At 69.0% G+C, this 25,577-nt stretch carries 17 protein-coding genes; 8 read left to right on the top strand and 9 right to left on the bottom strand.

The genetic code is table 11. The features are described 5' to 3' along the window. Positions 1-4: 4 nt before the first annotated feature. From RZE77_RS02175 to leuS, 6 genes are all read right to left on the bottom strand, one after another. Positions 5-1,873, bottom strand: coding sequence for a potassium transporter Kup (locus RZE77_RS02175; RefSeq protein WP_319440495.1), 1,869 nt, complete (start codon positions 1,871-1,873; stop codon positions 5-7). 173 nt (positions 1,874-2,046) lie between these two features. Next, positions 2,047-3,360 carry a glutamate--cysteine ligase gene (gene gshA / locus RZE77_RS02170; protein ID WP_319440494.1) on the bottom strand — a complete coding sequence of 438 codons (1,314 nt, stop codon included), beginning with the start codon at positions 3,358-3,360 and terminating at the stop codon, positions 2,047-2,049. Between the two features lie 121 nt (positions 3,361-3,481). Next, a complete protein-coding gene (locus RZE77_RS02165; RefSeq protein ID WP_319440493.1) occupies positions 3,482-4,777 on the bottom strand; it encodes a glutamate-5-semialdehyde dehydrogenase in 1,296 nt (431 codons plus the stop codon). A 134-nt stretch (positions 4,778-4,911) separates the two neighbouring features. After that, positions 4,912-6,000 carry a DNA polymerase III subunit delta gene (holA, locus tag RZE77_RS02160; RefSeq protein ID WP_319440492.1) on the bottom strand — a complete coding sequence of 363 codons (1,089 nt, stop codon included), beginning with the start codon at positions 5,998-6,000 and terminating at the stop codon, positions 4,912-4,914. 29 nt (positions 6,001-6,029) lie between these two features. Then, a complete protein-coding gene (locus RZE77_RS02155) occupies positions 6,030-6,551 on the bottom strand; it encodes an LPS-assembly lipoprotein LptE (protein ID WP_319440491.1) in 522 nt (173 codons plus the stop codon). Positions 6,552-6,571: 20 nt separating this feature from the next. Further along, positions 6,572-9,202 carry a leucine--tRNA ligase gene (gene leuS, locus RZE77_RS02150; protein WP_319440490.1) on the bottom strand — a complete coding sequence of 877 codons (2,631 nt, stop codon included), beginning with the start codon at positions 9,200-9,202 and terminating at the stop codon, positions 6,572-6,574. 159 nt (positions 9,203-9,361) lie between these two features. On the opposite strand from leuS, the gene RZE77_RS02145 reads away from it, so the two are divergent. Next, the gene (locus RZE77_RS02145) at positions 9,362-10,339 is read left to right on the top strand and encodes a Bug family tripartite tricarboxylate transporter substrate binding protein (RefSeq protein WP_319440489.1); all 978 of its coding nucleotides are present in this window, start codon (positions 9,362-9,364) and stop codon (positions 10,337-10,339) included. Beyond that, on the top strand, positions 10,332-11,405 hold the full coding sequence (locus tag RZE77_RS02140) for an NAD/NADP octopine/nopaline dehydrogenase family protein (protein ID WP_319440488.1): 1,074 nt from the start codon (positions 10,332-10,334) through the stop codon (positions 11,403-11,405). Before RZE77_RS02145 ends, RZE77_RS02140 begins: the two co-directional genes overlap by 8 nt. On the opposite strand, the gene RZE77_RS02135 is transcribed toward RZE77_RS02140, so the two are convergent. The 3 genes from RZE77_RS02135 to RZE77_RS02125 are packed head-to-tail and all read right to left on the bottom strand — an operon-like array spanning position 11,400 to position 14,042. After that, entirely contained in the window at positions 11,400-12,026 is a 627-nt protein-coding gene (locus tag RZE77_RS02135) for a peroxidase-related enzyme (protein WP_319440487.1), read from the bottom strand. The two genes, RZE77_RS02140 and RZE77_RS02135, sit on opposite strands and share 6 nt — an antisense overlap. Beyond that, positions 12,023-12,544, bottom strand: coding sequence for a CMD domain-containing protein (locus tag RZE77_RS02130; RefSeq protein ID WP_319440486.1), 522 nt, complete (start codon positions 12,542-12,544; stop codon positions 12,023-12,025). The genes RZE77_RS02135 and RZE77_RS02130 overlap by 4 nt, the downstream gene beginning before the upstream one ends. Before the next feature lie 25 nt (positions 12,545-12,569). Continuing rightward, positions 12,570-14,042, bottom strand: a complete 1,473-nt coding sequence (locus RZE77_RS02125; protein ID WP_319440485.1) for an NAD(P)/FAD-dependent oxidoreductase — start codon at positions 14,040-14,042, stop codon at positions 12,570-12,572. Positions 14,043-14,183: 141 nt separating this feature from the next. On the opposite strand from RZE77_RS02125, the gene RZE77_RS02120 reads away from it, so the two are divergent. The 6 genes from RZE77_RS02120 (at position 14,184) to RZE77_RS02095 (ending at position 25,559) form a co-directional block, all read left to right on the top strand. Further along, complete coding sequence (locus RZE77_RS02120) at positions 14,184-15,857, top strand: alpha-amylase family glycosyl hydrolase (protein WP_319440484.1); 1,674 nt, start codon at positions 14,184-14,186, stop codon at positions 15,855-15,857. An 8-nt stretch (positions 15,858-15,865) separates the two neighbouring features. Next, positions 15,866-18,037 carry a 1,4-alpha-glucan branching protein GlgB gene (gene glgB, locus RZE77_RS02115; protein WP_319440483.1) on the top strand — a complete coding sequence of 724 codons (2,172 nt, stop codon included), beginning with the start codon at positions 15,866-15,868 and terminating at the stop codon, positions 18,035-18,037. 4 nt (positions 18,038-18,041) lie between these two features. Beyond that, complete coding sequence (glgX, locus tag RZE77_RS02110; protein ID WP_319440482.1) at positions 18,042-20,123, top strand: glycogen debranching protein GlgX; 2,082 nt, start codon at positions 18,042-18,044, stop codon at positions 20,121-20,123. A gap of 94 nt (positions 20,124-20,217) precedes the next feature. Further along, the gene (gene glgC, locus RZE77_RS02105; RefSeq protein ID WP_319440481.1) at positions 20,218-21,525 is read left to right on the top strand and encodes a glucose-1-phosphate adenylyltransferase; all 1,308 of its coding nucleotides are present in this window, start codon (positions 20,218-20,220) and stop codon (positions 21,523-21,525) included. 17 nt (positions 21,526-21,542) lie between these two features. Then, positions 21,543-23,030 (top strand): glycogen synthase GlgA, encoded by a 1,488-nt coding sequence (gene glgA, locus RZE77_RS02100; RefSeq protein ID WP_319440480.1) that lies wholly within the window; start codon positions 21,543-21,545, stop codon positions 23,028-23,030. A 45-nt stretch (positions 23,031-23,075) separates the two neighbouring features. Continuing rightward, positions 23,076-25,559 carry a glycogen/starch/alpha-glucan phosphorylase gene (locus RZE77_RS02095; RefSeq protein ID WP_319440479.1) on the top strand — a complete coding sequence of 828 codons (2,484 nt, stop codon included), beginning with the start codon at positions 23,076-23,078 and terminating at the stop codon, positions 25,557-25,559. The last annotated feature ends 18 nt before the right edge of the window (positions 25,560-25,577 follow it).

Here is a 25,577-nt window from a genome sequence, read left to right as displayed (position 1 = left end):
ATCATCAGATCTCGATCTTCGAGCCCAGCTCCACCACCGCGTTGTTCGGCAGCCCGAGGAACGCGGCGGCACCGCTCGCGTTGTGGTGCATCTGCGCGAACAGCTTCTCGCGCCATGGCGCCATGCCGCTGCCCAGCGTGGGAATGACGACGTCGCGCGAGAGGAAGTAGCTCGTCGTCATGGGCTCGAGCTGGCAGCCGCGCAGGCGCGCGTTGTCGAGCGCGCGCGGCAGGTCGATGTCGTTCTTGAAGCCGTAGTGCACGATGACCTGCCAGCAATGGTGGCCGAGCGCCTCGATCTCGATGCGCTTGTCCATCGGTATCCAGGGCACCTCGTGGTTGCGCACGGTCACGAACAGGTTCTGCTCGTGCAGCACCTTGTTGTGCTTGAGGTTGTGCAGCAGCGCGTTGGGCACCACGCCGGGTTCGGCGGTGAGGAACACCGCGGTGCCGTCCACGCGCGCGGGCGGGCTCTCGAACACCGAATCGAGAAAGGCCTTCAGCTCGATCGCGTCGGCGCGCTGCACCTCGCCCATCAGGCGGCGGCCTTCCTTCCAGGTGATCATCAGGGTGAACACGGCGCCACCGATCACCAGCGGGAACCAGCCGCCCTCGAACAGCTTGAGCAGGTTCGACGCGAAGAACAGGAAGTCGACCACGAAGAACACCGCGGTCGACGCAATGCACAGCGCCAGCGGCAGCTTCCAGGCGTAGCGGATCACGAAGAAGGTCAGGATCGTGGTGATCAGCATGTCGGTGGTCACGGCGATGCCGTAGGCCGCGGCCAGGCTGCTCGACGAACGGAACATGACCACCGCCAGCACGATGGCCACGAACAGCCCCCAGTTGACCAGCGGAATGTAGATCTGCCCCGCCGTGCGCACGCTCGTGTGCTCGATGTTCAGGCGCGGCAGGTAGCCCAGCTGGATGACCTGGCGCGTGACGCTGAAGGCGCCCGTGATGAGCGCCTGCGACGCGATAACCGTGGCCGCCGTGGCCAGCAGCACCAGCGGAATGAGCGCCCATTCGGGCGCCATCATGAAGAACGGGTTCTTCACGGCCTCGGGGTTCTCCAGCAGCAGCGCGCCCTGGCCGAAGTAGTTGAGCGTGAGCGCCGGCATCACGACCGTGAACCACGCCACGCGGATCGGCCGCTTGCCGAAGTGGCCCAGGTCGGCGTAGAGCGCCTCGGCGCCCGTCACGCACAGCACCGTGGCGCCCAGCAGGATGAAGCTGGTGCCCGGGTTGTCCCACATGAATTTCAGCGCGAACCAGGGGTTCAGCGACTTGAGGATTTCAGGGTGGTGAATGATCTGCGACACGCCGAGCACCGCAATTGCCAGGAACCACGCGAGCGTGATGGGCCCGAAGAACTTGCCGATGCCCGCCGTGCCGCGCTTTTGCACCACGAAGAGGCCGAACAGCACCACCAGCGTGACCGGCAGCACATAGTGCTTGAAGTGGGGCGACACCACTTCGAGGCCTTCGACCGCCGAAAGCACCGAGATGGCCGGCGTGATGACGCCGTCGCCATAGAAGAGCGAGGTGCCGAAGATGCCCACCAGCAGCAGCACGTGGCGCAGCCTGGGCTTGTCGGCCACTGCGCGCGAGGCCAGCGCCAGCATGGCGACCAGGCCGCCCTCGCCTTCGTTGTCGGCGCGCAGCACCAGCACCACGTACTTGATCGACACGATGACGGTGAGCGTCCAGAAGAACATCGACAAGATGCCGTAGACGTTCTCGACAGTGAAAGGCAGGTGGCCGTGGCCGAACACTTCCTTGACTGCATACAACACGCTGGTGCCGATGTCGCCATAGACGACACCGATGGTGCCGATGATCAAGGCGGCGGCGGAGGATTTGGGAGGTGACACGAAGTCGATGGGAAAAAGGGAGGTTGCCCGCGCGTAACCAGACGTCACACGCACCGAGACGCTGCCGCGGTGGAATTTCCAGCCGCTGCACGCGCCCTCCGCCCTTTTGTTTCCTTTGCTGTGGGGCCGCTATTTTGCCGCCGACCGACGCCCGCGCAAGCCGCCCCGGAAAATCATTCGTAGATTTCGGCGTCCGGATCGGTAGCTTCCATTTCGTAGCTCGCAGCCACCATGGCCAGGCGGCCCACCACGCCATACATGTAGAAGCGGTTCGGGGCGCTCGCGCCGGGCTTGGCGCCGGGCTGCGGCAGATGCGCGCTTTCGGAGAACGCCAGCGGCACGAAGCTCGCGCCCGGGAGCTTGAGGTTCTCGTCGGGGTTGCGCTCGGCATGCACGCGGTAGAAGCCGCCCACCACGTAGCGGTCCATCATGTAGACCACCGGCTCGGCCACGCCGTTGTGCACGCGCTCGTTGGTCAGCACGCCTTCCTGCACGATCACCTCGCGGGGCTCGCGCAGCTCCCTGGCGGCCGCGGCCGCCTTGCTGCCCGCCGAGGCCCCACGCGGCTTGCCGAGCAGGCCTTCGACTTCCTTCGCATCGCGCACCGTGACCACGCCCGGGCCGTCGCCGCCGGCATGGCCCTTGACGACGACGAAGGGCTTCTCGTTGATGCCGTATTCCTTGTACTTGCGGCGCACCTTGGTCAGCACCGCGTCCACATGGCTGGTCAGCACGTCGATGCCGCGGCCTTCGGAAAAATCGACGCCGTCGGCGCGCGCATAGATCGGGTTGATCAGCCAGGGGTCGATGCCCAGCAGCTTGCCGAAGCGCTTGGACAGCTCCTCGTAGCTGTGCAGGTGATTGCTCTTGCGCCGCACCGACCAGCCCGCGTGCAGCGGCGGCAGCAGGTACTGCTCGTGCAGGTCTTCGAGGATGCCCGGCGTGCCGGCCGACAGCTCGTTGTTGAGCAGGATGGTGCAGGGATCGAAGTTCTTGAGCCCGAGGCGGCGCTTGCTGCGCACCACCGGCTCCAGGCACACGGTTTCGCCGTTGGGCAGCTCGATCTTCTTGGGCGACTTAATGGCCGGATCGATCGACCCCACGCGCACGTTGAGTCCCGCCATGTGGAAGATCCGCACCAGCTGGGCGACGTTGGCGAGGTAGAAGGTGTTCTTCGAGTGGTTCTCGGGAATGACGAGCAGGTTGCGCGCCTCCGGGCAGATCTTCTCGATGGCCGCCTGCGCGGCCTGCACTGCCAGCGGCAGCATCTCCTTGGTGAGATTGTTCCAGCCGCCCGGGAACAGATTGGTGTCGACCGGCGCCAGCTTGAAGCCCGCGTTGCGGATGTCGACCGCGCTGTAGAACGGCGGCGTGTGCTCCATCCATTCGAGGCGGAACCAGCGCTCGATGGCGGGCGTGGAGTCGAGTACCCGCTGTTCCAGTTCGTTGATCGGGCCGGTCAGGGCGGTGACGAGATGCGGAACCATGCGGCGGCCTTGTTGGATTTGTACTTGAAAGGTAGAGCGGAATTGTAGGATTTGGGGATGGCCGCCCCAATGACAAGACTACGTAGAGCGGACTTGGTTCAGTCCGCCCGCTTCCGGTGCATCAGCTGCGCACTTCGCCCTGCCCGAGCACCACGTACTTGAGCGAGGTCAGCCCTTCGATGCCGACCGGTCCGCGCGCATGGAACTTGTCGGTGCTGATGCCGATTTCCGCCCCCAGGCCGAACTCGAAACCGTCCGCGAAGCGTGTGCTCGCATTGACCATGACGCTGGCCGAATCGACCTCGCGCAGGAAACGCTGCGCATGCACGTGGTCGCGCGTGACGATCGCGTCGGTGTGGTGGCTCGAGTAGCGGTTGATGTGCGCAATGGCCTTGTCGACCCCTTCGACCACCTTGATGCTGATCACCGCGGCCAGGTATTCCTCGGACCAGTCGGATTCGACCGCGTCGACGACTCTTGCGCCCGAGCCGGCCAATGCCTCGTCGGCGCGCAGGATGCGGGCCGCCACGGGGTCGCAGCGCATTTCGACGCCCTTGGCCGCGAAGATGGCGGCGATGCGGGGCAGGAAGTCTTCCGCCACCACCGCCGACACCAGCAGGCCTTCGGCCGCATTGCAGGGGCTGTATTTCTGCGTCTTGGCGTTGTCGACGATGCGCAGCGCCATCTCGAACTCGGCCGTGTCGTCCACGTAGACATGGCAATTGCCGTCCAGGTGCTTGATGACCGGCACCTTGGCATCGCGGCTGATGCGCTCGATCAGGCCCTTGCCGCCGCGCGGGATGATCACGTCGACGAACTCGGGCATGGCGATGAGCTGGCCCACGGCTTCGCGGTCGGTGGTCTGCACCAGTTGCACCGCGTCGACCGGCAGGCCGGCCTCGGCCAGCGCGCCGGACACCAGCAGCGCCAGCGCCTTGTTCGACTCGATGGCTTCGGAGCCGCCGCGCAGGATGGCGGCGTTGCCGCTCTTGATGGCCAGGCTCGCGGCCTCGATGGTCACGTTGGGGCGGCTCTCGTAGATCATGCCGAAGACGCCGATCGGCACGCGCATCTGGCCCACGCGGATGCCGCTGGGCTGCTGCTTCATGCCGATGATCTCGCCGATCACGTCGGCCATGCCGGCGAGCTGCTCGCAGCCCAGCGCCACGGTCTCGATGACCTTGGGCATGAGCTTGAGGCGGTCGACCATCGGCGCCGAAAGACCGGCGGCCGTGGCGCGCGCCAGATCCTTCTCGTTGGCCTCGGCCAGGCCCGGGCCGGCTTCGCGCAGGCGCTTGGCCAGGGCCTTCAATGCTCTGTTTTTGGTAGCTGCATCCGCACGGGCCATGAGGAATGCGGCGGTTTTTGCCTGCAGGCCGAGGGTCTGCATGTGCTCGCTGACGTTGAACGCGTTCATGCGGGCATTTTCCTGCATTTGGATCAACCCCAGGCTTCGCCCATTTGCCGTGTTGTCCCCTCTCCCTCCGGGAGAGGGCTAGGGTGAGGGCCGCGGCACCAGAAGACGCGCGATGCGATGAAGGCCGCCGGCCCTCACCCCAACAACCCTCTCCCGGAGGGAGAGGGAGCTGGGCCGCTGCTGCAGGCGCGGCACAGCATCAGCGCCAGCCGCTGCAGCGCCTGCCAGCCGCCGGCGGGCCAGTCGGGCTGCTTCAGCCCCTTGCAGATGCCGTCCACCACATGGGCCGCGCGCAGCAGCCGGGCCAGCAGGCGGTCGTCGAGGCGGGGCAGCACGCGCTCGAAGGCGCGCTCGCGCGGGCCCCAGATGCGGTTCTCGCGCAGCGCCATGGGCAGCGGCCGGCCCGCGGCCATGGCGTCCTTCACGCGCTTGAGCGCGCGGATGTCCTCCGCGATCGTGTAGTGCACCAGCACCTCGGCCTCGCCTTCGGCCTGCAGGCCGTCGAGCATGCGCGCCACGCGCTGCGGGTTGCCGGCCAGCACGGCCTCGGAGAGCTTGAAGACGTCGTAGCGCGCCACGTTGTTGACCGCGCCTTCGACCTGCTCCCAGCTCAGCTCGCCGGCCGGATGCAGCAGGGCGAGCTTCTGGATTTCCTGGTGGGCGGCCAGCAGGTTGCCCTCGACGCGGTCGGCAAAGAACTGCAGCGTGCGCTGGCCTTCGTCGCCGGGCATCACGCGCTGGCCCTGCAGGCCCAGGCGCTGCGCGATCCACTGCGGCAGCGCGTTGCGTTCGATCGGGTCGACCTGCAGGCTCACGCCGTTGTTCTCGAGCGCCGAGAACCAGGCGCCGGTGCGCGTAGCCTTGTCCAGCCGCGGCAGCATCACCAGCGTGAGCGTGCTGTCGTTGCCCTGCGCGGCCTCGGCCAGCTGCTGCAGCGCGGTGCTGCCGTCCTTGCCGGGCTTGCCCGAGGGAATGCGGATCTCGACGATCTGCTTGTCGGCGAACAGCGAGAGCGAGCCGCCCGCGGCAAGCACCGCGCTCCAGTCGAAGTGCGCGCCGGCCACGGTGTAGGAGCTGCGCTCCGTATAGCCCGCCACGCGTGCCGCGGCGCGGATGGCGTCGGCCGCCTCCTGCGCGAGCAGCGGCTCGTCGCCATGGATCGTGTAGAGGGACTTCAGCCCCTTCTGCAGATGGGAGCCCAGTTGGGCACTGGCAAGTTGCATGGAATGTGCGGCAGGCGCGCTCGTGCCGCCTAGAGTTCCTTGACGGCCGCGAGGCGGCGCATCAGCTGCTGTGCAATGTCGGCCTGCATGTCGCGGTACAGCAGCTCGGCTTCGCCTTCCTTGGCAAGCGCGTTGGTTTCGTTGAAGCTCAGGTCGCGCGTCTGCGACACCTCGGTGGGCGCGAGCAGCATCTTGCCGCCCGGCGTGCGCAGGCTGAAGCGAACGCGCAATTGCAGCTGCAGCTCGCGCAGCAGGCCCGCCGAATTGGTCGAGATCACGATGCGGTCGCGGCTCTCGCCCAGGATCTCGAGGATCGCGTCGGCGCTCTGGGCCTGCTCGGGCGGCACCAGCGTGACGGTGCCGGCGGCGCGCATCTCGCGCCGCAGCCGGTTGATCAGTTCCGAATTGCCCGACAGCGACAGCGTCTTGAACGCGAACACCGGCGCCTTGCGCAGTTCGAACCCGCAGCCGGCCAGCGCGAGGCTGGCACCCGCGGCGGCCAGGCCCATGAGAAAGCCGCGGCGCGGCAGCGGGGCGTTGCGATTGTTCATGCTTCTATCGTTCGTTTCGTTCAGATGACCACGTTGACCAGCCGGCCGGGAACCACGATGACGCGCTTGGCCGGCGCGCCTTCGGCGAACTTGACGAAGTCGTCGCACGAGAGCGCGAGCGATTCGATCTCGGCCTTGGAGGCGCCGGCCGGCACGCGCAGCGCGCCGCGCAGCTTGCCGTTGACCTGCAGCATGAGCTCGATCTCGTCCTGCTCGAGCGCGGCCACGTCCACCACGGGCCAGGGCGCGTCGAGCAGGTCGCCCAGTTCCTTGTCGTAGCCGAGCTGCTGCCAGAGCTGGCAGGCGATGTGCGGCGTGGCCGGATACAGGCAGCGCAGCAGGATGCCCAGGCCTTCGCGCAGCGCGGCGGCATCGCCGGCGCTGCCGTCGGGCTTGAAGCCTTCCAGCGCGTTCAGGAGCTTCATCGCGCCCGACACCACCGTGTTGTATTGCATGCGCTGGTAGTCGTAGTCGACCTGGCGCAGCACGGTGTGCACTTCGCGGCGCAGCGCCTGCGCGGCCTTGCCGAAAGCCTGGCCGCCGAACGCCACCGGGGCCACGTCCGCCTGCGCCACGCCGAAGTTCCAGACCCGGCGCAGGAAGCGGTAGCTGCCCTCGACGGCCGCGTCGTTCCACTCGAGCGTGGCCTCGGGCGGCGCGGTGAACATGGTGTACAGGCGCGCGGTGTCGGCGCCGTACTTCTCGATCAGGTCCTGCGGGTCGACGCCGTTGCGTTCGCTCTTGCCCATCTTGCCGACACCGCCGTACTCGACCTTGGTGCCGTCCGCGGTGGTGCCGCCGACGATGCGGCCCTGCGCGTCGAGCGTGGGCGTGACCTCCAGCGGCGGGTGGTAGCTCTTGCCGCCCCGCTCGTCGCGGTGGTAGTAGATGTGGTTGAGCACCATGCCCTGCGTGAGCAGCTTGCTGAAGGGCTCGTCGACCTTCACCAGGCCCAGGTCGCGCATCACCTTGGTCCAGAAGCGCGCATACAGCAGGTGGAGGATCGCGTGCTCGATGCCGCCGATGTACTGGTCCATCGGCATCCAGTAGTCGGCGCCCTCGGCGACCATGGCCTGGTCGTTCTTCGGGTCGCAGTAGCGCATGAAGTACCACGAGCTGTCGACGAAGGTGTCCATGGTGTCGGTCTCGCGCCGCGCGGGCTTGCCGCAGACCGGGCAGACGACGCCGGCATGGAAGCCTTCATGCTTGTGCAGCGGGTTGCCGGAGCCGTCGGGCACGCAATCCGTCGGAAGCACCACGGGCAGGTCCTGCTCGGGCACCGGCACCGCGCCGTGCTCGTCGCAATGGATGATCGGGATCGGCGTGCCCCAGTAGCGCTGGCGGCTCACGCCCCAGTCGCGCAGGCGCCAGGTGGTCTGCATCTCGCCCAGGCCCTTCTGGGCGAGCGCATGCGCCACGGCGGCCACGGCCTCCTTGTGGGTCATGCCGCTGAAGTTGTCGGAGTTGATGGTGACGCCGCGCTGCTTGTCGCCGTACCAGTCCTGCCACTTGTGATAGTCGAAGTGCGGCTCGTCGTCGACCAGCACCACCTGGATGATCTGGATGCCGTACTTGTTGGCGAAGGCGAAGTCGCGCTCGTCGTGCGCGGGCACGCCCATCACGGCGCCGTCGCCGTAGTTGATGAGCACGTAGTTGCCGACCCACACCGGCACCTGCTCGTCGGTGATCGGGTGCGTCACGGTCAGGCCCGTGGGCACGCCTTTTTTCTCCTGCGTGGCGAGCTCGGCCTCGGTGGTGCCGCCGGCCTTGCATTCCTCGATGAAGGCCGCGACCTTGGGATCGAGCGTGGCGGCGTGCGCGGCCAGCGGATGCTCGGGCGCCACGGCGCAGAAGGTGACGCCCATGATGGTGTCGGCGCGCGTGGTGAACACGTACATGCGGCCGTCCTGGATCAGCCGGCCGCTCGCGTCCTTGATGTCGTGCGTGAAGGCGAAGCGCACGCCCTCGCTCTTGCCGATCCAGTTCTCCTGCATCAGCTTGACGCGCTCGGGCCAGCCCGGCAGCTTGTGCTGGGTGTGCTCGAGCAGTTCCTCGGCGTAGTCGCTGATCTTCAGGTAGTAGCCCGGGATCTCGCGGCGCTCGACCGTGGCGCCGGTGCGCCAGCCCTTGCCGTCGATCACCTGCTCGTTGGCCAGCACGGTCTGGTCGACCGGGTCCCAGTTGACGACCTGGGTCTTGCGGTAGGCAATGCCCTTTTCGAGCATCTTGAGGAACAGCCACTGGTTCCACTTGTAGTAGCTGGGATCGCAGGTGGCGATCTCGCGGCTCCAGTCGATCGCCAGGCCCATGGCCTGGAGCTGGCCGCGCATGTAGTCGATGTTCTCGTAGGTCCACTTGGCCGGCGGCACGCCGTTCTTCAGCGCCGCGTTCTCGGCCGGCAGGCCGAAGGCGTCCCAGCCCATGGGCATCAGCACGTTGTAGCCGCTCATGCGCAGGTAGCGCGTGAGCATGTCGTTGATGGTGTAGTTGCGCACGTGGCCCATGTGCAGCTTGCCGCTGGGGTACGGCAGCATCGAGCAGGCGTAGTACTTTTTACGGCTCGCGTCTTCGGTGACGCGGTAGGCATCGGCGGCGCTCCATTGCGCCTGGGCAGCGGACTCGACGTCGCTGGGTTTGTAGCTGGGGTTCATGGCGGTTCGGCAAGACCCGGCGCGGGGTGGCCGGGGAAGGCGGATTATCGCGCCCGGGCGGCCGCCCGGCCGGCAGACTCTAGACTTGAGGCACGTAACCTGCGTGTTGCCCAGGGCAATGCCGGCCTTTCGGCAGATTTTCGTACCGCCTGGAATGCCATGAAACTGTTCCTGAAACACCTCGCCCTGGGCCTTGCGGCCGCCGCCGGCCTGGCCGTGATGCCGCTCCATGCGCAGCCGAGCGGCGACAGGCCGCTGCGCATCGTGGTGCCCTTCGCCCCCGGCGGGGCGCAGGACGTGATCGCCCGCTACCTGGGCACCAAGCTCACCGAGAAGCTCGGCGGCAGCGTGATCGTCGACAACAAGGCGGGCGCAGGCGGCATCCTGGCGGCCGATGCGGTGGCCAAGGCGACCGACGGCGCCACCGTGCTGCTGGCCACCGGGGGCGCCGTCACCATCGCGCCCCACCTGCAGGCCAGGCTGCCCTACGACCCGGTGAACGACCTCGCGCCCGTGGCCCTGGTCGGCGACACGCCGATGACCGTGGCCGTGCGCACCGAAAGCCCCTACAAGACGCTGGCCGACGTGCTGCGCGACGCCAAGGCGAAGCCGGGGCAGCTGACCTACGCCTCCACCGGCAACGGCACCGTCTCGCACCTGACGGGGGCGCTGCTGGCGCAGGCGAGCGGCGTGGACCTGCTGCACGTGCCCTACCGCGGCGCGGCGCCGGCGCTGACCGACCTGCTGGGCGGCCAGGTGGCGCTGATCGTGACCAGCGCCGCCTCCATCGAGCCGATGGTCGCGAGCGGCAAGGCCCGCGTGCTCGGCACCTTTTCGCGCGCGGCCCTGCCCGGCCTCGGCACGCCGCCGACGGTCGCGGACGCGGCGGGCCTTGCGGGCATGGACGTGCCGGTCTGGGTCGGCGTGATGGCACCTGCGCGCATGCCCTCGGCCAGCGTCGAGAAGCTCTCGGCGGCGCTGGTCGAGGTATGCAATCTGCCCGAGACCAGGCAGCGCTTCGCCCAGTTGGGCGCGGTGAACACCTGCGGCGGCGGCGCGGCGCTGGGCAAGGTGATTGCCGAGGACAGCCAGCGCTGGGCGAAGGTCATCAAACAAGGCGGGATCAAGATTGACTGAGCCTGGGCACCTGCGGGTCGGCATCGCGGGCACCGGGGCGATCGCCCTGGCCAGCGCGGCGTGGCTGCGCCAGGCGGGCCACGGCGTGATGCTCTGGTCGCCGGGCGGCCAGGGTGCCGAGGCCCTGCGCACGCAGCCGCTCGAAGCCGTCGGCGTGCAGCCCTGCCGCGTGGCGGTCGAAGTGGCCGACACTGCGGCGCAGCTTTGCGGCGCATCGGACGTGCTGCTGATTGCCCTGCCGGTCAACGGCCACAGGCGCGTGATGGATGCACTGCTGCCCTTCCTGCGCGACGGGCAGACCGTGATCGTCAGCTCGATGGCCTCGCTGTCGTCGCTCTATCTGCACGAAGGCGCACGGCGCGCGGGCAAGCGGGTGACGGTCGCCAGCTTCGGCACGACGGTGCTGACGGCGCGCCGCGAATCCGCCACGCAGGTCAGGGTGATGACACGGCGGCAGGCGGTCGGCGTGTCCACGCTGCCGAGCACGGAAATAGAGAGCGCGATCGCACTGTGCACCGTGCTGTTCGGCGGCGGCTTCTTCGCGCAGGAAAACACGCTCGCCAGCGCGCTCGCCAACGTCAATCCGCAGTCCCACGGCCCGCTGGCCGTCTTCAATTGGACCCGCATCGAGCATGCGGAGAACTGGCCGCAGTACCACTGCATGACGCCCGGCGTGTCCCGAGCGATCGAGGCGCTGGACCTGGAACGGCGGGCCGTGGCCCAGGCCTTCGGCATCGCGCTCGGGCCCATCGAGGCGCATTTCGCGCGTTCCTTCGGCACCGCGTCGGCCCGGCTCGAGGACATCGCGGCGGAGCTGCATGCCAAGCGCGGCGGGCCGCCCGGGCCGGTGCGCACCGACACCCGCTATGTGTCCGAGGACATGCCTTACGGCCTGGCTTTCGTGGAAGCGCTGGGGCGGATTGCCGGCGTGCCCACGCCCGCGACGCGCACCATCGTCGATGCCGCCTCGCTGGTCAACGGCATCGACTACCGGCAGCAAAACGATCTGCTGGCGCCGCTCGGCCTGGCCGACGAAACAGTCGCCGGGCTGCTCGCCCGCCTATGACGCGGCGGCCGCCGCTGCCGGAAAGACCGGCTCGCCCAGGTTGAGCATCAGCCGGTTGGCCCAGGCGAAGAGCGCCACGGAGTGGACCAGGTCGAGGATCTCGAGCTCGCTCAGCCCCACCTCCTTGAGCATTCGCACATCCTCGGCCGACACCTTGCCGGGCTCGGCGCCGAGCCGGATGGAGAATTCGACGATGGCCTTCTCGCGCGCCGTGGTGCCCGCGGAGGCCGGCTCCTCGAACACCTGCGAGATCACGTCGCTGCGCTTGGCGAGCTGCTCGAAGCGCTGCGCATGCACCGACGCGCAGTACACGCAGCCGTTGACGCGCGACTCCACCGTGGCTCCGAGCTCGCGCTCCGCGCGCGGCATGCCGCCCGGCGCGAACATGATCGCGTTGAAGGCGATGGAGCGCTGCAGCAGCATCTCGGGCTGATGCGCGAGCAGCAGGAAATACGGCGAGGTGCGGGCCTGCGGGCTCATCTCGTCGAGCGCGGCCAGCTGGGCCGGCGTGGCCGTGGCAACGTCGACCGGGTCGAGCCAGGGCTTCCAGCTCAGCACCTCGTTGGTGAAGCCCTTGATGCGGATCGGCGCGTTCGTGCTCGTGCTCGTGCTCGTGCTCATGCTGCAACCTCCGCGGCGGCCAGCGCCTGCAGCCCCGCGACCACGCGGACCTGGTAGGAGAGAAAGGCGACCAGCTGGCCCAGCGCGACGATGGCGGGCGTAGAGAGGCCCGCCTCCGCCAGCGACTGCACCGCGGCCTTGTCGCCCTCGATGGGCCGCTCGATCAGGCTCGCGGTGAATGCCAGCACCGTGCGCAGCCGCGCATCGGCCACCGGTGCGCCGCTGCCCACGGCCGCGATCAGTTCGCGGTCCACGCCCTCGGCCAGCAATTGCTCGCGGTAGTGCGCGGCGAGCGTCGCGGCCTTCGAGACGCTGCATGCATGCAGCGCGACCAGCAGGCGCTCGGCCACCGAGAGGCCTTCGACCGATGGCGAGAACATCGCGTCGTAGCTGCCCTGCGTGGCCGCCACGACCTTGTCGCGCTGCTGGCGCAGCAGGCGGGTGGCGTGGCCGGGCAGCAATGGCACCGTGGCATCGATCACGTCGATGGCAAGAGGAGATTCGGAAAGAGTGGTCATGCGTCTCGATGGAGAAGTCTGGAGTTCAGCGTTCGGCCGGCGGCGGCGCGGGCACCCATTCGTCGCCGAACAGTTCGGGCTCGCTGTAGGCCTCGAGGTTGGCGAAGTGCTGCTCGAAGTCCTCGCGGTAGAACAGGCTTGCCATGCCGCTCGCAAGCCGCCTGGCGCCATCGCTGATCGCGGGAATGTCGCCCGACACCGTGCCGTGCGACAAGGCCGCCGGATAGCAGAAGCAATGGATGCGGTCCAGGCCCGGGCACTGGCCCGCTGTGCGCTCGCGGAATTCGAACACCGGCCCGAGATCGGGCGAATCGGCCAGCTCCTGGTCTTCGTCGCCGGGCGCGGGTACGAAGCGGTCCTTCCAGGTGCGCACATGCGATGCAATGGTGTCGAACTCGGGACGGCAGCGCCAGTCGATCTTGAAACCGGTGGAAACAACGAGGAAGTCGAACACGAAGTCTCCCCTGGGCGTGGCCACGCGCATCGCCGCGCCCTGTGGCTCGATCGAGAGCACCGGGCAGCCGAAATTGAAGAACGCGTTCGGATGGCGCGACACACGCAGCGTGCTGCCATGCGGCGGCGGCACGTTGGCCACGTTGATGTAGTGGCGGATGCGCCACTTGAACGCATCGGGCAGGTCGTAGTGGCCCTGCGTCAGGCCCGGCACACCGGCGCCCTTGCCCTTGTTGACGCGCGGCAGGTCGGGCCGGCGGATCAGCAGCTCGACGCTGTGCGCGCCGGCCTCCAGCGCGGTGGCCGCGCTGTCCATGGCCGATGAGCCCGCGCCGACCACGCCCACGCGCAGCCCGGCCAGCTTGCCGTAGTCCATCTCGTCGGACGAGTGCGCCCACTGCGAGCGCGGCAGCGCGTTGACGAACGCGGGGACCGCGGGGCCGCCGAGCCCGTCACGGCCCGTGGCAAGCACGACGCGGCGCGCCAGCACCTGCTCTGCACCGGCCGGCGTGCGCAGCGCGAGCCGCACCGCCGCGGCATCGGCGAGCGGCTGGATGCCGGTGACGGCCGTGTCGTTGTGCACATCGACGTTCATCACGCGGCGGTACCAGCGCAGGTAGTCCATCCACTGCAGGCGCGGGATCTTGTCCATCGCAGTCCAGGCCTCGGCGCCGAACCGGGCCTCGAACCAGGCGCGGAAGGTCAGCGCGGGCAGCCCCAGCGCGGGCCCGGTCAGTTCCTTGGGCGAGCGCAGGGTTTCCATGCGCGCCGTGGTGGCCCACGGCCCTTCGCTGCCCGCGGGCGCGCGGTCGAACACCACGGCCCGGATGCCCTGCTGGGCCAGCGCGGCCGCGGCCGCGAGCCCGGCCTGGCCGGCACCGATGATGGCCACGTCCAGCACGGGCTCGCCGCCGTGCGTGCGAACCGGCATCCATGCGCGCGCGGGCCAGCCGAGGCATTCGAGATCCCGGGCGAGCCGCTGCTCGAGCGCGGCAAGGGCTTGCGGGCGGGGGGATGGGGCAGGGGAAGCGGCGTCGGTGGTCATCTTGCAAAACGAAACGGGAAGCGGGTTCGCATGGAACCCCGCCCAGTGTAGAAAGCTTTTCAGGCGGGACCGGGACAGGCCCATGCACGGACCGGGCCCGGATCTCGCATGCCACAATGATTTTCAGACCACAGGGGCAGCATGCGCAGCAACAACAGCAGCAACGGCGAATGGTGGCGCGGCGCGGTGATCTACCAGATCTACCCGCGCAGCTTCATGGACAGCAACGGCGACGGCATCGGCGACCTGCCCGGCATCACCTCGCGGCTCGATCATGTGGCGAGCCTGGGGGTCGATGCGATCTGGGTGTCGCCCTTCTTCCGCTCGCCGATGAAGGACTTCGGCTACGACGTGGCCGACTACCGCGCGGTCGATCCGATCTTCGGCACGCTGGCCGATTTCGACGAGATGCTGGCGCGCGCCCATGCGCTCGGCCTCAAGATCATCATCGACCAGGTGCTTTCGCACACCTCCGACCAGCACGCCTGGTTCGCCGAAAGCCGCGCGAGCCGCGACAACCCCAAGGCCGACTGGTACGTGTGGGCCGACCCGCGGCCCGATGGCACGCCGCCCACCAACTGGCTGTCGGTGTTCGGCGGGCCGGCCTGGCAATGGGATTCGCGCCGCCGCCAGTACTACCTGCACAGCTTCCTCCAGGAGCAGCCCGACCTGAACTTCCATTGCGCCGAGGTGCAGGAGGCGCTGCTCGGCGAAGTGCGCTTCTGGTGCGAGCGCGGCGTGGACGGCTTCCGCTTCGATGCCTGCAACCACCAGTTCCACGATGCGCTGCTGCGCGACAACCCGCCGGCCAGCGCCGCCTCGCTGGACGAGGTGAGCACCGTGCGGGCCGACAACCCCTATGCCATGCAGCAGCACCTCTACGACAAGAGCCAGATGGAGAACCTGCGCTTCCTGGAAAGCCTGCGCGGGCTGCTCGACGACTACGGTGCGGTCGCGCTCGGCGAGGTCGGCGACGAGAACGCGCCGCCCGTCATGGCGCAGTACACCGAGCTGGGCAAGCGCCTGCACCTGGCCTACAGCTTCAGCCTGCTGACGGCCGAGCACAGCGCCCGGCACCTGCGCCACCAGGTCGAGACGCTCGACCAGGCGCTCGCGCCGACCGGCGGCTGGGGCTGCTGGGCCGTCTCCAACCACGACGTGCCGCGCGTGGCCACGCGCTGGAGCGGCGGCGGCCCGGAAGACACGCGGCGCGACCGGCTCTGGCTCGCGCTGCTGCTCGCGCTGCGCGGCAGCGCCAGCATCTACCAGGGCGAGGAGCTCGGCCTGCCCGAGGCCGAGGTGCCGTTCGAGCTGCTGCAAGACCCCTACGGCCGCGCCTTCTGGCCCGAATTCAAGGGCCGCGACGGCTGCCGCACGCCCATGCCCTGGAAGGCCGACGAGCTGCACGCCGGTTTCACCACCGGCGGGCCCTGGCTGCCGGTCTACGGCCGCCACCTGCCGCTGGCGGTCGACCGCCAGTCCACCGATCCCGACTCGATGCTCGCATTCAGCCGCGCGCTGCTGCGCTGGCGCCGCACCCAGCCGCTGCTGCGCACCGGCAGCATCGCCTTCATCGATGCGCCGGAGCCCGTGCTGTGGTTCGAGCGGCGCGAACGGAACCAATCGCTGCAGGCCGTCTTCAACCTGGGAGGCGAGTCTGTGTCCATCGCGCTGCGCGAAGCGCTCGAGCCGCTCGCGGGGCGTCCGCTGGCATCGTCGTCGTCCCTGCAGGCCGGCGCCGAAAGGCGCATGCTGAAGCTGGCGCCCTACGGCGTCTTTTTCGGTCGTCCCGCCGGTGAAGAAAAACAGATGTGAAGAACAACATGCCTTCCCTGCTGCTGCCCGAACGCGAAGTCCATGCGCTGATGCGCGCCGAGCACGGCGATCCGTTCGCGGTGCTCGGCCCCCACGAGACACGCGACGGCCTGCTGGTGCGCGCGCTGCTGCCGGGCGCGCAAAGCGTGGCCGTGGTGCACACGCGCACGGGCTGGCCGCTGGCGCTGCTGTCGCGGCAGGAAGGCTCCGACCTGTTCGCGGGCCTGGTGCCCGCGGCGGAGGCGCTGCTGGGCTATTCGTTCCAGGTCGACTGGGGCACGCACAGCTCGCGGCTCGAAGACCCGTACCGCTTTGCGTTCGTGCTGGGCGCCACCGACGTGTGGCTGCTGGCCGAAGGCACGCACCTGCGGCCCTGGGAGCGGCTGGGCGCGCACCTGTGCGAGATGGATGGCGTCAAGGGCGTGGCCTTCGCGGTCTGGGCGCCCAATGCGCGGCGCGTTTCGGTGGTCGGCGACTTCAACAACTGGGACGGCCGGCGCCACATGATGCGGCTGCGCCGCGAATGCGGCGTGTGGGAGATCTTCGCGCCGCAGCTGGCCACGGGCGACAGCTACGAATTCGAGATCCTCTCGGCCCAGGGCGAGGTGCTGCGCAAGGCCGATCCCTTCGCCTTCTCCTCGCGCCTGCGGCCCGAGACCGCCTGCGTGGTCGCGCCGCTGCCCGCGCCGGTGGCCATGCCGCCCGGACGCGCAGCCGCCAACGGCCGCCATGCGCCGATGAGCATCTACGAGGTGCACCTGGGCTCCTGGCGCCGCAAGAACGGCCACGAATGGCTCGACTACCGCGAGCTGGCCGACACGCTGGTGCCGTACGCGCGCGACATGGGCTTCACGCACATCGAGCTGCTGCCGGTCAGCGAGCATCCGTTCGACGGCTCCTGGGGCTACCAGCCCATCGGCCTGTATGCGCCCACCTCGCGCTTCGGCACGCCCGGCGACTTCCGCCATCTGGTCGAAGCCGCGCATGCCGCGGGGCTGGGCGTGATCCTCGACTGGGTGCCCGCGCACTTTCCTACCGACGCGCATGGCCTCGGCCGCTTCGACGGCACCGCGCTCTACGAATACGCCGATCCGCGCGAGGGCTTCCACAACGACTGGAAGACCTTCATCTTCAACTATGGCCGCACCGAGGTGCGCAACTACCTGGTCGGCAATGCGCTGTACTGGCTCGAACGCTACGGCGTGGACGGGCTGCGCGTCGACGCCGTGGCCTCCATGCTCTACCGCGACTACAGCCGCGAGCCCGGCGAATGGGTGCCCAACATCCACGGCGGACGCGAGAACCTCGAGGCCATCGACTTCCTGCGGCGCATGAACCGGGTGGTGGGCGTCGAGCGCCCGGGCGCCATCACGCTGGCCGAGGAGTCGACCAGCTTTCCGGGCGTGACGCGGCCACCCGAGGACGGTGGCCTCGGCTTCCACTACAAATGGAACATGGGCTGGATGAACGACACGCTCGCCTATGCGGGCATCGACCCGGTCCACCGCAAGCACCACCACCAGCAGATCACCTTCGGCCTGATGTATGCGCACAGCGAGAACTTCGTGCTGCCGCTCTCGCACGACGAGGTGGTGCACGGCAAGGGCTCGATGTTCGGGCGCATGCCCGGCGACGAGTGGCAGAAGCTCGCGGGCCTGCGCAATCTTTATGGCTACCTCTGGGCCTATCCGGGCAAGAAGCTGCTGTTCATGGGCAATGAATTCGCCCAGGTGGCGGAGTGGAACGCCGACCGCAGCCTCGACTGGCACCTGCTCGAGCAGGCGCCGCACCAGGGCATGCGGCGGCTGGTGCGCGACCTCAACAACGTGTACCGGCACTTCCCCGCGCTGCACGAGCTCGACACCGAAAGGGCCGGCTTCGAATGGCTGGTGCATGACGACCGGGAGCAGTCGGTGTTCGCCTTCGTGCGCCGGGCCCAGGGCGGCTCCTTCGTGGTGGCGGTGTGCAACTTCACGCCGCTGCCGCGCCACGGCTACCGGCTCGGCGTGCCGGCGGCGGGCGCCTACCGCGAGGCCATCAACACCGACGGCGCCGTGTACGGCGGCAGCGGCGTCGGCAATGGCGTGGTCGACAGCGAACCGGTGCCCTGGCACGGCAGGGCCGATTCGATTCTGATCAGCGTGCCGCCCCTGGCCACCGTGATGTGGGTGCTGGCCTGACACGATGCTGAGTCCGGGTTCCCCCTTCCCCCTTGGCGCGACGCTCTCGCCGAACGGCGTGAACTTCGCGCTCGTCGCGCCCAGTGCCGAAGCCGTCGAGCTCTGCCTTTTCGACGGCACGGGCCAGCACGAGCAGCAGCGCATCCGGCTGCCGGCCTTCACCGACGGTGTCTGGCACGGGCTGCTGCCGAGCGGGCGCGCCGGGCTGGTCTACGGCTTTCGCGTGCACGGCCCGTGGACGCCGCACGAGGGAAAACGCTTCAATCCTGCGAGGCTGCTGCTCGACCCGTATGCGCGCGAGATCGTCGGCAAATACGACGGCAGCGAGCTGTTCCTCGGGCACGATCCCGCGAATCCGGAACAGCGCAACACACGCGACAACGGCGCCGTGGCACTCAAGGCGCGCGTGGCGGCCACCGCCGATGCCTCGGCCGCACCGGGCCATGCCCGCATCCCGGCCGGCGAGCGCGTGCTCTACGAACTGCATGTGCGCGGACAGACCCGGCTGCACCCGGCCGTGCCCGCGGCCTTGCGCGGCACCTATGCCGGCCTGGCCGAACCCGCGGTGCTCGACCATCTGCAGGGCCTGGGCGTCACCACGCTGAGCCTGATGCCGGTGCAGCACCGCGCCGACGAACAGCGGCTGCTCGCCATGGGCCTCAGCAACTACTGGGGCTACAACACCATCGGCTGGTTCGCGCCCGAGGCGCGCTACTGGAGCGGCCGCGCCGGCACCACGCCGGCCAGCGAATTCCGCGCCATGGCCGATGCGGTGCATGCGCGCGGCATGGAGCTGGTGATCGACGTGGTCTACAACCACAGCGCCGAGAGCGACGAACTCGGTCCGACGCTTTCGCTGCGCGGCATCGACAATGCCCTGTACTACCACCTGCGCGCAGACGACCGGGCCCTGTACGAGAACTGGGCCGGCACCGGCAACTGCCTCAACCTCGGCGAGCCGCGCGTGCTGCAGCTCGTGATGGACAGCCTGCGCTTCTGGGCCTGCGAGATGGGCGTCGACGGCTTCCGCTTCGACCTCGCGCCCGTGCTGGGGCGCGGCGCCGATGGCCATTTCGACCCGCGCGCCCCCTTCTTCGCGGCCATCGCGCAAGACCCCGTGCTCTCGCGCACGCTGCTGATCGCGGAGCCCTGGGACATCGGGCCGGGCGGCTACCGCCTGGGCGAGTTCCCGCCGGGCTGGCTCGAATGGAACGACCGCTACCGCGACACGCAGCGCGGCTTCTGGCTGCGGCAGGGGCGCGAGGGCGCCGCCGGCCTGGGCGACTTCGCGCACCGCTTCACCGCCTCGAGCGCGCAGTTCGCCCACCATGGCCGCGCGCCCACCGCCAGCGTCAACTTCATCACCGCGCACGACGGCTTCACGCTGCGCGACCTGCTCTGCTACGAAGAGCGGCACAACCTGGCCAATGGCGAGAACAACCGAGACGGCCATGCGCACAACCTGAGCAACAATTGCGGCGTCGAGGGGCCGAGCGACGACCCCGCCGTGCAGGCCGAGCGCGGGCGCCTGCAGCGCGCGCTGCTCGCCGTGCTGCTGCTGTCGAAGGGCACGCCCATGCTGCTGGCCGGCGACGAGCTCGGCCACAGCCAGCAAGGCAACAACAACGCCTACTGCCAGGACAACGAAACCACCTGGCTCGCCTGGATCGGCGCGCACGATCCCGCGAGCGAAGCAGCGCGCCTGAGCGCCTTCGTCGCCCGGCTCGTTGCGCTGCGCCGCGAAGCGCCCGTGCTGCGCAGCACGCGCTGGTGGCCGGCCGAGCCGGCAGAAGGCGCGCCGGGCATCCGCTGGCTGCGGCCCGACGGCCAGCCGATGCGCGAGGCCGACTGGCACGGCGGCACGGCGCTTGCGATCCTTTTCGAAGCCACGGCCGCGGATGCGGGCGCCTGGCTGGTGCTGGTGAATGCGGGACCGGCGGCCGTGCCGTTCGCGCTGCCCGCGGGTTCGTGGCAGTGGCGGCTCGCGACCGACGATCCGGCGCCCGATGCCGCCATCGCCCTGCAGCAGCCCCATGCCGGCACGGTGGAGGTACCGCGTTCGAGCATCCGGATTGCAAGAAGGTAGCAGCCAGCCGCGCCGCGCGGTGCTAGGCTGGCTGCAGGAACGCTGAAGACGAAGAAGACAAGACGACAAACCGCCAAACGAACGGAGACACAGGATGGAAAACAACAGCATCAGCACGCCGCAAGCTCCCCTGCAGGCGCATCAACTGGTCCGCCGCACCATCGCCCTGGTGCTGGCCGGCGGCCGGGGCTCCCGCCTCAAGCAGCTGACCGACCGGCGCGCCAAGCCGGCGGTGTACTTCGGTGGCAAGTTCCGCATCATCGACTTCGCGCTGTCGAACTGCCTGAATTCGGGCATCCGGCGCATGGCGGTGGTCACGCAGTACAAGTCGCATTCGCTGATGCGCCACCTGCAGCGCGGCTGGAGCTTCCTGCGCGCCGAACTCAACGAGATGGTCGACGTGCTGCCCGCGCAGCAGCGCACGGGCGACGAGCACTGGTACCGCGGCACGGCCGATGCGGTGTACCAGAACCTGGACATCATCCAGACCCGCTCCACCAAGCACGACTACGTGGTGGTGCTGGCCGGCGACCACATCTACAAGATGGACTACTCGATCATGGTCAAGGACCATGCCGAGCGCGGCCTGGGCTGCACGGTCGGCTGCATCGAGGTGCCGCGCATGGAGGCCACCGCCTTCGGCGTGATGGCCGTCGACGACGGCCGCCAGATCACGGCCTTTCTCGAAAAGCCGGCCGATCCGCCCGCCATGCCGGGCCATCCCGACGTGGCGCTGGCCAGCATGGGCATCTACGTGTTCGATTCCGAGTACCTCTACCAGCTGCTCGAGGAAGACGCCGCCAATCCCGATTCGAGCCACGATTTCGGCAAGGACATCATCCCGCGCGCCGTGGCGCAGGGCCGCGCGCTCGCGCATCCCTTCGGCATGTCCTGCGTCACGCGCGCCTCGCGCGGGCCCGACGCCAAGGCCTACTGGCGCGACGTGGGCACGATTGATGCATTCTGGGCAGCCAACCTCGACCTGGCCTCCATCACGCCCGAACTCGACATCTATGACACAGACTGGCCCATCTGGACCTACCAGCGGCAGCTGCCGCCGGCCAAGTTCGTGCTCGACCGCGAGGGCCGGCACGGCATGACGGTCAACACCATCGTCTCGGGCGGCTGCATCGTCTCGGGCTCCAAGGTCAGCAGCTCGGTGCTGTTCTCGGGCGTGCGCATCCACTCGTTCTGCGACATCAACGAGGCCGTGCTGCTGCCCGACGTCGAGGTGGGCCGCGGCGCCCGGCTCAACCGCGTGGTGGTCGACCGCGGCTGCGTCATTCCGGACGAGATGGTGATCGGCGAAGACGCCGACGCCGATGCCGCGCGCTTCGAGCGCACCGACAACGGCGTGGTGCTGGTCACCCGCGAAATGCTCAAGCGCCTGCTGGCTGCCTGAGGCCGCACCCTTCCCCGATGCGAATCCTCCAGGTCAGCGCCGAACTCTTCCCCCTGCTCAAGACCGGTGGCCTCGCCGACGTGGCCGGCGCGCTGCCGCTCGCGCTCATGGCCGCCGGACAGGACGCGCGCGTGCTGCTGCCCGGCTTTCCGGCCATCCTGGCCGGCGTGCGCGAGCTGGCGCCGGTAGCCGAGTTCACGGCGCCCTGGGGCCCGGAACGCTTCGGCCTGCGCGCGGGCCGCATCGCGATCGACGGCGCGGCGGCGCCGATCACCGCCTACGTGATCGATGCGCCGGCGCTCTACGACCGGCCCGGCAACCCTTATGAAGACGCCACGCGCCAGCCCTATGGCGACAACCACCGGCGCTTCGCGCTGCTGGGCTGGGCCGCAGCGCAGCTGGCGCAGGGGCTCGATCCCACCTGGCAGCCCGAGGTCGTGCATGCGCACGACTGGCATGCGGGGCTCGCGCCGGCCTACCTGCATTTCGCGCGCGAGGCCGGCACCACCCGCGCGGGCAGCGTGTTCACGGTGCACAACCTGGCCTACCAGGGCATCTCGGCGCCATGGAACTTTGCCGATCTCGGCCTGCCCGCGCCGGCGTTCCACATGAACGGGCTCGAATACCACGGGCAGGTGTCGTTCATGAAGGGCGGCCTCTACTTTGCCGACCGCCTGACCACCGTGAGCCCGACCTACGCCCGCGAGATCCAGACGCCCGAGCAGGGCTTCGGCCTGGACGGCCTGCTGCGCCTGCGCGGCGGCGTGCTCACGGGCATCCTCAACGCGGTCGACGACCAGGTCTGGAACCCGGCCACCGACAGCGCGCTGGTGCAGGGCTACCACACGCCCGAAGGCCGCCACATGGCGGGCAAGGCGCGCTGCAAGGCGGTGCTGCAGCACCAGCTCGGCCTGGCCGAGCGCCCCGATGCGCCGCTCTTCATCCTGGTGAGCCGGCTCACCGAGCAGAAGGGCCTGCACCTCGTGCTCGGCGGCCTCGACACGCTGCTGGCCGAAGGCGGCCAGCTCGCGCTGCTGGGCAATGGCGAGGCCTGGCTCGAGCAAGCCTTCCGCCAGCGCGCCGCGGCCGCGCCGCGCTCGGTCGGCGTCACCATCGGCTACAACGAAACGCTGGCGCACCAGCTCTTCGGCGGCGGCGACGTGACGCTGGTGCCGTCGCTGTTCGAGCCCTGCGGCCTCACGCAGATGTACGGCCTGAAGTACGGCAGCCTGCCGCTGGTGCGCCGCGTCGGCGGCCTGGCCGACACGGTGGTCGACTGCACGCTCGAGGACATGGCCAGCGGCGACGCCACCGGCTTCGTCTTCGACCGCTTCGACGCCGCCGACTACGATCGCGCGCTGCGGCGCGCCTTCGCGCTCTACCAGCGCGCGCCCGACTGGCGCCGCGTGCGCGGCAATGCCATGCGGCGCCCGGCCGACTGGGCCAGCGCCGCCGGCCAGTACATCGAGGTCTACCGGCAGGCGCTCGAGTCCGCCGGCACCTGAACCAAGCGCCACGGCGCACAACCCCACCACTCTTCACCGAAGCCCATGACCATCAAAGACTTCGCCTACGACCATCCCGACCGCGACGTGGCCGCGTTCAAGCGCGCCGTCGCCAACAAGCTGATCTATGCGGTCGGCAAGGACCCCGTCGCGGCCAGCCAGGACGACTGGCTGCACGCCACCGCTCTGGCCGTGCGCGACCAGCTGGTCGAGCGCTGGATGGCGACCACGCGCGCCAACTATGCGCAGGACCTGAAGCGCGTCTACTACCTCTCGATGGAGTTCCTCATCGGGCGCACCTTCACCAATGCGCTGCTGGCGGTCGACCTCTACGACACGGTGCGCGAAGCGCTGGCCGACTTCGGCGTCGACATGGCGGCGCTCGCCGAGCGCGAGCCCGACGCGGCGCTGGGCAACGGCGGCCTCGGCCGGCTCGCGGCCTGCTTTCTCGACTCGATGGCCACGCTCGGCGTGCCGGGCATGGGCTATGGCATCCGCTACGAATACGGCATGTTCCGCCAGCGCATCGTCGACGGCCAGCAGGTCGAGACGCCCGACTACTGGCTCACGCGCGGCAACCCCTGGGAATTCCAGCGGCCCGAGGTGAACTACCGCGTGCGCTTCGGCGGCCGTGTGCAAAAGCGCGAGGGAAAGAACGCGCCCTACGGCGCGGCCGACTGGGTCGACACGCACGACGTGCTGGCCGTGGCCTACGACACCATCATTCCGGGCTACGGCACGCAGGCCACCAACACGCTGCGCCTGTGGTCGGCGCGCGCCACCGAGGAGATCGACCTCTCGGCCTTCAACCGCGGCAACTACATGGCGGCGGTGGAAAGCAAGAACCACTCCGAGAACGTCTCGCGCGTGCTCTACCCCGACGACTCCACGCCCTCGGGCCGCGAGCTGCGGCTGCACCAGGAATACTTCTTCTGCAGCGCGAGCGTGCAGGACCTGCTGCGGCGCTACCTGCGCAACCACAAGAGCTTCGACCAGCTGGCCGACAAGGTCAGCATCCACCTGAACGACACGCACCCGGTGCTCGCGGTGCCCGAGCTCATGCGCCTCCTGCTCGACGAGCACGGCCTGGCGTGGGACGCGGCCTGGGCCCACACGCAGAAGGTGTTCAGCTACACCAACCACACGCTGATGCACGAGGCGCTGGAGACCTGGCCGGTCGAGATGCTCGGGCGCATCCTGCCGCGGCACCTGCAGATCATCTACGACATGAACGCGAAGTTCCTCGCGGCCGTGACGCAGAAGGCCGGCAACGACGTCGAGCTGCTGCGCCGGCTCTCGCTGGTGGACGAAGCGGGCGAGCGCCGCGTGCGCATGGCCTACGTGGCGGTGCTCGCGAGCCATTCGATCAACGGCGTGTCGGGCCTGCATTCGGAACTCATGAAGCAATCGATCTTCGCGGACTTCGCAAAGATCTTCCCCGAGCGCTTCAACAACAAGACCAACGGCGTCACGCCGCGGCGCTGGCTCGCACAGGCCAACCCGCCGCTCGCGAGCCTGCTCGACCAGCGCCTGGGCAAGGGCTGGCGGCGCGACCTCTCGCAGTTCGAGGCGCTGCGGCCGATGGCGGCCCAGCCGCCCTTCGCACGCGCCTTCCGCCATGCCAAGCGCGAGAACAAGCTGCGCCTGGCCAACTGGGTCGAGCAGCACATGGGCCTGGTGCTCGACACCGACGCGATGTTCGACGTGCAGGTCAAGCGCATCCACGAATACAAGCGGCAGCTGCTCAACGTGCTGCACGTGATCACGCGCTACCACCGCATCCTCGATGCGCAGGCCGCGGGCGGGCCGATCGACATCGTGCCGCGCGTGGTGGTGTTCGCGGGCAAGGCGGCCTCGGCCTACCAGATGGCCAAGCTCGTGATCCGGCTGGTCAACGACGTGGCCCACACCATCAACAACGACAGCCGCGTCGGCAAGCTGCTGAAGGTGGTGTTCCTGCCCAACTACAGCGTGAGCCTGGCCGAGGTGATCATGCCCGCGGCCGATTTGTCGGAGCAGATCTCCACCGCGGGCACCGAGGCCTCGGGCACCGGCAACATGAAGTTCGCGCTCAACGGCGCTCTCACCATCGGCACGCTCGACGGCGCCAACGTGGAGATGCGCGACAACGTGGGCGCGGAGAACATCTTCATCTTCGGCAACACCACGCCGGAGGTGGCCGACATCCGCGCCCACGGCTACCAGCCGCGCGACATCTACGAAGAGAACGCCGAGCTCAAGCGCGTGCTCGATGCGATCCGCGACGGCGCCTTCTCCGCCGGCGAGCCCTCGCGCTACCAGGGCATCTACGACGCGCTGGTGAACTGGGGCGACCACTACCTGCTGCTGGCCGACTACGCGAGCTACGTCGCGAAGCAGGCCGAGGTCGATGCGCTGTACCGCGACCCGGACGCCTGGACGCACATGGCCATCCTCAACGTGGCGGGCATGGGCGCGTTCTCGTCGGACCGCACGATTGCGCAGTACGCGCACGAGATCTGGCACACCAAGCCGGTGGTGCTGGGCTGAGCGAGCGGGCCGCTGTCC

Source organism: Variovorax sp. SPNA7 (assembly GCF_033807855.1).
In the GTDB taxonomy this organism is placed as follows: Bacteria; Pseudomonadota; Gammaproteobacteria; order Burkholderiales; family Burkholderiaceae_C; genus Variovorax; species Variovorax beijingensis.
The sequence above is the reverse complement of the archived record's forward strand: the minus strand, read 5'-3'. Positions and strand labels throughout refer to the sequence as shown.